The sequence below is a fragment of the Arthrobacter sp. SDTb3-6 genome (assembly GCF_013376095.1).
Classification (GTDB): Bacteria; Actinomycetota; Actinomycetes; order Actinomycetales; family Micrococcaceae; genus Specibacter.
In genome coordinates this window covers 1-4,774 of record NZ_JAAMFN010000081.1, presented here as the reverse complement: position 1 = coordinate 4,774, position 4,774 = coordinate 1, and the positions used below count along the sequence as shown (strand labels likewise).

At 65.0% G+C, this 4,774-nt stretch carries 6 protein-coding genes; 2 read left to right on the top strand and 4 right to left on the bottom strand.

Annotated elements, in window-relative coordinates:
• From G6035_RS19230 to G6035_RS19220, 3 genes are all read right to left on the bottom strand, one after another.
• The coding region (locus G6035_RS19230; RefSeq protein ID WP_176618708.1) for a transglycosylase domain-containing protein at window positions 1-981 on the bottom strand (981 nt) is incomplete at its 3' end.
• 86 nt (window positions 982-1,067) lie between these two features.
• On the bottom strand, window positions 1,068-1,970 hold the full coding sequence (gene lgt, locus G6035_RS19225) for a prolipoprotein diacylglyceryl transferase (RefSeq protein ID WP_176618707.1): 903 nt from the start codon (window positions 1,968-1,970) through the stop codon (window positions 1,068-1,070).
• A gap of 136 nt (window positions 1,971-2,106) precedes the next feature.
• Window positions 2,107-3,570, bottom strand: a complete 1,464-nt coding sequence (locus tag G6035_RS19220) for a DHA2 family efflux MFS transporter permease subunit (RefSeq protein WP_176618706.1) — start codon at window positions 3,568-3,570, stop codon at window positions 2,107-2,109.
• 46 nt (window positions 3,571-3,616) lie between these two features.
• Between G6035_RS19220 and G6035_RS19215 the strand changes: the two genes are divergently transcribed.
• Together G6035_RS19215 and G6035_RS19210 are read left to right on the top strand one after the other, a co-directional pair.
• The gene (locus G6035_RS19215) at window positions 3,617-4,147 is read left to right on the top strand and encodes a MarR family winged helix-turn-helix transcriptional regulator (RefSeq protein ID WP_176618705.1); all 531 of its coding nucleotides are present in this window, start codon (window positions 3,617-3,619) and stop codon (window positions 4,145-4,147) included.
• The gene (locus G6035_RS19210; protein ID WP_176618704.1) at window positions 4,144-4,353 is read left to right on the top strand and encodes a hypothetical protein; all 210 of its coding nucleotides are present in this window, start codon (window positions 4,144-4,146) and stop codon (window positions 4,351-4,353) included. Before G6035_RS19215 ends, G6035_RS19210 begins: the two co-directional genes overlap by 4 nt.
• A gap of 137 nt (window positions 4,354-4,490) precedes the next feature.
• Here the strand turns inward: G6035_RS19210 and G6035_RS19205 are convergent.
• A partial coding sequence (locus tag G6035_RS19205) for a transposase (RefSeq protein WP_176618703.1) occupies window positions 4,491-4,774 on the bottom strand: 284 nt, incomplete at its 5' end.

Sequence of the window (4,774 nt, the reverse complement as noted above, 5' to 3'; positions counted from 1 at the left end):
GAGGAACTTGCTTCGCTCTTCGGGGGTGGTCCCGTAGGCGGAGTTGTTGAGCACCAGCTGCTGGACGTAGTCGCAGAAGTACGGGGCCATCTTTGCCGCAACACAGCCCTGCGCCGTCTTGTGCAGGTGGACTACCAGCGGTGCCTTGACAGCGGCGGCGTACTGCTTCTGCGTAATCTTCTTTTGCGCAAGCATCTTTGACAGCACCTGGTTGCGGCGCGTGACCACGTTGGCCGGGTGCGCCACCGGGTCGTACACCGTGGGGCTGTTGACCACACCGGCCAAGGCTGCCGCCTGCGGCAGGGACAGGTTCTTCGCGTCCGTGTCAAAGTACAGCTTGGCGGCCGCCTGGATGCCGTAGGCGCCGTTGCCGAAGTAGATGAGGTTGAGGTAGCCCTGAAGAATCTGGTCCTTGGAGTATTTCTTTTCGAGGGCGATGGCCAGGCGCATTTCCTTGAGCTTGTCGCCCACGGTTTTCTGGGCACCCAGGACAACCTGGCTGGTCTGGCCCTTGGAGACCAGGTTTTGGATGATGACGTTGTTCACGTACTGCTGGGTGATGGTGGACGCACCCTCACGCCCACCATGGACCGTGGCGACCACGGCGCGCAGGATCCCCGTGGGGTCGATACCGCCGTGCTGGTAGAAACGCGCGTCCTCAATGGCGACGATGCCGGTCTTGATATACGGCGACATGTCCGCCAGGGACACATCGTGGCGGTCCTCGGCGTAGAACCGCGCGATCACGGAGCCATCGTTGGCAAGGACCTTCGTGGTCTGGGCGGGCTGGTCCACGTCCAGGGTTCCGGGGAGGTGGTTGAACATGGAAATGGAACCATCGGCCACGGTGGCTGCCAGGGCCGTCGCCGGTGCCAACAAACCGGCCACAAGGGTGCCGCAGACGATACTGACGACGCCCAGGAGCAACAGCCTGCCCAGGGTGCTTGTCGTATCGAAGAGTCGATTCTTCGTCGCTTTCATCAGCTGGCGGGCCTTTCAAGAACGTGCCGATGGTGGTTGGTGGCCGAATGTACGGGGCCGGGGAAGGACGCAGCTGTGGGTGGGGCCTACACGCCGGTGCCCGTTAGGGGCTGCTGGGTCTTCGGGGGAGCGGTGGTGATGGTTGTTGGCGGGTAGGCGGTGGAGCGTGGGCGCGTGCGCAGGAGCATGAATGCGGTGGCTGCGGCCAGGCAGATCAGGCCGGCGACCCAGGTATTGACCCTGAGACCGAGGATGAGGTTTGCGTAATCGGAGCGCATGAGTTCGAAGACGAACCTGCCGGCCGTGTAGCCGGCGGCGTAGAGGGCGAAAATGCTTCCCGCGCCGAGTTGGCAGCGTCGGTCCAGGGCCAGCAGTGCGAGTCCGACGAGCAGGCACCAAAGTGATTCGTAGAGGAACGTCGGCTGGAAGTAGCCGAGGACGATCGCATGGCCTGAGGCGTTGGTTACGGCGGTCCCGGCTGCTGTGTCCATCTGGTGGATTTGGAGTTTCCAGGGCAGTGTGGATGCATCGCCGTAGAGTTCGTTGTTGAACCAGTTTCCCCAGCGCCCGAGGGCCTGGGCGAAGAGCACACCGGGAGCGATGGCGTCCAAAAAGGCGACGAAGGACACCCCGGCCCGGCGGCAGCCAATCCAGGCGCCCAGGCATCCCAGGGCAATGGCACCCCAGATGCCCAGGCCGCCGTCCCAAATGGCGAACGCGTTCCATGGGTTGCGGCCGGGCAGGAAGTACAGTTCCGGGTCGGTGATGACGTGGTAAAGCCTGCCACCGATGATGCCGGCGGGAATGGCCCAGAGGCAGATGTCCGCGAGCTGTCCGGGGCGCCCTCCCCGGGTGATCCAGCGCCTGGACCCGAGCCAGATGGCGACCCCGATGCCGGCAATGATGCACAGGGCGTAGAAGTGTATTGTCAGCGGGCCAAGATGGACGGCGCTGACTGTCGGGGAGGGTAGGAACGTTGGGGAGGTCATGGGGTGCCGTTCGGTGGGTAAGGGATGCGGCGGGTCATCATCATGCACAGTGTCATGGATTGCTGCGGAAACGCTGAAGACTGCTGGCTCCCGGGACCTGGCGGAAATGCCGCGGAATACTGTGCCGGTCGGGCATTCATGCGGCCTGCCGTTTTCCGGAGACGGCCAGGATGGCGGCGAGCAGGGCCACGGCGGCGAACACGCCGATCGCGAGTTCGAATCCGGCACTGGAAGCGAGGGCGTGGCCGCCGGTTGTTGCGGTACCGGATGCCAGTACGTAGAGGACGGCTCCGAAGGCCACCCCCAGGGAGGTACCGACGCCGCGGGTCATGTTCATCACACCGCTGACCATGCCCGCCTGGTGTGTGTGGCCGGCTCCGGCCACGGTGGCATTGTTGGCCGGGGTGAACAAACCCAGCCCCACCCCGATCCCGGCCAACGCGGCACCGGCGAGCCAGAGATTTCCCCCGGAGAACGCCAGCAAGGCCAGGGAAGCGGCGGCCAGGGCCATGCCGATGGTGGTGGGGACGCGGGCCCCGAGCCGGTCCGCCAGGGTTCCGGCGACCGGTGCGATCAGTGCGAGCCCGATGGGCAGGATGGTCAACAACAGCCCGGCCTGCACCGGTGGCATGGACTGCGCCGCTTCCAAATAAAGGGGTGTGACGAAGAGTACGCCGAACAGGACGAGGTAGCTGAGCAGGCCTGTGGTGATGCCGCGGGAGAAGGTGCCCGTCCGGAAAAGGCCCAGGTCGACCAAGGGGTGGGGGGCCCGTCGCTCCCAGAAGACGAAGGCTGCAAAGAATGCCAGGGCAGCGGTCAGCAGTGCTGCGACCAGGGGGTTGGCGAATCCCAGCCGCGAGGCCTCCGAGAGGGCCAGCAAAAGCGCGCCGGTCGCTGGCATGAGCAGTAGCAGCCCGATCCAGTCCAGCCTGACCCTGGGCGCCTTGGCTTGCGTGCGGGGGAGCAGGAACCAGCCGAGCACCAGGCCGATGATGCCGGCGGGGATGTTGACGTAGAACACCCAGCGCCAGCCGCCGGCGCCGACGAGGAGGCCGCCTACGGAGGGGCCCATGGCCAGACCGACCGCCTGGGCTGCGCCTTGCAGGCCGATTGCCTTGCCCAGCTTGCCGGCCGGCATGCTGGTGCGGATCAGCGCGACACTGTTGGCCTGCAGCATGGCCGCCCCGACTGCTTGGACCGCGCGGGCCGCCAGTAACCAGGTGATGTCCGGGGCCAGGGCGCACCCGAGGGAGGCCAGGGTGAAGAGCCCAAACCCGTAGGTGTACAGCAGCTTGCGTCCGAGCATGTCGGCGAGGCGGCCGATGGCCGAGATGCTCCCCACCAACACCAGCAGGTAAATCAGGGCGACCCATTCAACCTGGGCCAGGGAAGCATTCATCTCGGTTTTAATGCTGGGAATCGCCAGCGTCACGATGCTCGCGTCCAGCTGGCCCATGAAAGCGCCAATGCACACCGTCGCGACCACCAGCCATGGCGCCGAGGGCCGGCGCCGCACCCATTCGGGCCTGGCAGGTTCTCGGAAAAGCCGCTCCCACCAGGCTTTTGGCTCGGGCGTCACCAGGGCAAGTTGTTCTGACATAGAACTATTCTATGTCAGAAAATATCAAAAGGGGTAGTATGGGTTCATGACCGACACGGCGATGCCCCTTCCCGAGCCCCAGAATGAACCACTGCACCTGGTCGGGGATGCCTGGTCCCTCACTGATGTCATCACGCGGTTGCGGCGGGTCCTGCGCTCGAGCGTCCGCCATGAGTTCCCGTGGGAAGCGCTGCCCATGGCGCAAGTGGAAATCCTCCAGCGGCTTGCGGACGAACCGGATCTGGGCGTCAGCGAACTCGCCGCCCGGCAGCGCCTGGCCACGAACACCGTCAGCAACCTGATCCAACAAATGGTGCTGGCCGGGCTGGTCAGCCGCACGCCCCGTGCCGGTGACCGGCGCGCCCAGAACCTCCGCCTGACGAAAACCGGGACGGAATTGCTGCAGTCATGGCAAAACGCCAATGAACGCCGGGTCGCCGATGCCCTGGCCCGGCTGCCGCGCAACCGCCAAACCCTCATTGAAAAAGCCATCCCCGCACTCGCGGACCTTGCTACCCTTCTGGAGACGGACGAATCAACCGCCACCACCGACGAAAGTGCCACGGACAAGCCATGAGCCAGCGATCAATCAACAAGGTCAACAACCGGTACGGCCTCGTCCTGGCCATGGACATCATCGCCATCGCCATTCTCATCACCCTGGCCATCGTGCTCCAACACGTTAGCCTCTTCCTCTGGCTTATCGCCCTCGTATGGATTGTGGTGGCGATCAGGCGCGGTATCAACGAGCACCGTACCCGCAACGAACGAGACCACAGCTGACGAGACCGGGCGGGCGGAAACGCGCACCCCAACGCTGCCCCCCTGCTTCCTTTGGCGCACGCGGAACCGTCTGACCACCAGTACCAGCTGACGGCTACAGCGTGTGTCGGGGCTGTCAACTTAGCGGTGTATCTCGGTTAGTGGCTGTGGGCGGACAGCCGGCCGTTGAATGCGATGTCGAAGGGGTTCAGCGCGCCCTTCCATCGTTGGGTCCACCGGGCCCTGCCACGTCCGGTGGGGTCAAGGGCCATCACGGCGAGGTAGATGCATTTAAGTGCGGCTTGCTCGTTCGGGAAGTGGCCGCGGGCACGGACGGCCTTGCGGATCCGGGCGTTCACGGACTCGATCGCGTTGGTCGTGCACACGATCCGGCGGGTCTCCCGGTCGAACTGCAGGAACGGGACGAACTCGGCCCACGCGG

What these genes read in the sequence shown, in the direction of transcription:
- lgt (WP_176618707.1), bottom strand. Translation starts at nt 1,970, where the DNA reads ATGACCTCCCCAACGTTCCTACCCTCCCCGACAGTCAGCGCCGTCCAT.
- G6035_RS19210 (WP_176618704.1), top strand. Translation starts at nt 4,144, where the DNA reads ATGAGCCAGCGATCAATCAACAAGGTCAACAACCGGTACGGCCTCGTC.
- G6035_RS19215 (WP_176618705.1), top strand. Translation starts at nt 3,617, where the DNA reads ATGACCGACACGGCGATGCCCCTTCCCGAGCCCCAGAATGAACCACTG.
- G6035_RS19220 (WP_176618706.1), bottom strand. Translation starts at nt 3,570, where the DNA reads ATGTCAGAACAACTTGCCCTGGTGACGCCCGAGCCAAAAGCCTGGTGG.